The organism is Paraburkholderia sp. SIMBA_053 (genome assembly GCF_046534895.1).
In the GTDB taxonomy this organism is placed as follows: Bacteria; Pseudomonadota; Gammaproteobacteria; order Burkholderiales; family Burkholderiaceae; genus Paraburkholderia; species Paraburkholderia caledonica.
Genome location: NZ_JAWRXU010000237.1, coordinates 1 through 358, shown reverse-complemented (window position 1 = coordinate 358; position 358 = coordinate 1). Strand labels below are relative to the sequence as shown.

Annotated in this window: 1 protein-coding gene; it reads left to right on the top strand. The window is 53.4% G+C overall.

The genetic code is table 11. The features are described 5' to 3' along the window. Positions 1–13 precede the first annotated feature (13 nt). On the top strand, positions 14–358 hold a 345-nt coding region (locus SB753_RS35430), incomplete at its 3' end, for a transposase (protein ID WP_410804741.1).

Here is a 358-nt window from a genome sequence, read left to right as displayed (position 1 = left end):
CGGATCACCGCCTGTGCAGCGTAGCTGGTCACCACGTGGACTGCCCCATGCCATTGAGCCCAACCACCATTGTCGACGCAATGTGATGGGCGCACTGAACTTCGCTGAAAACAGTTTCGTCCATGCAGCAACCAGCCATACGGTCAAAGGGCCTCACGTTGAGGGTTTTCTCAATGACCTGATTTGTCACGGCGATGGTAGACCGACCGTGATCGTGCTCGACAATGCGAGCATTCATTACGGAATCGATCAGGTCACACTGGACCGCTGGTTCATCGAACACAAAGCACTCCTGTTTTATCTGCCGCCGTACAGTCCCGAACTGAATCTCATTGAGATCGTATGGAAGCACTTCAAG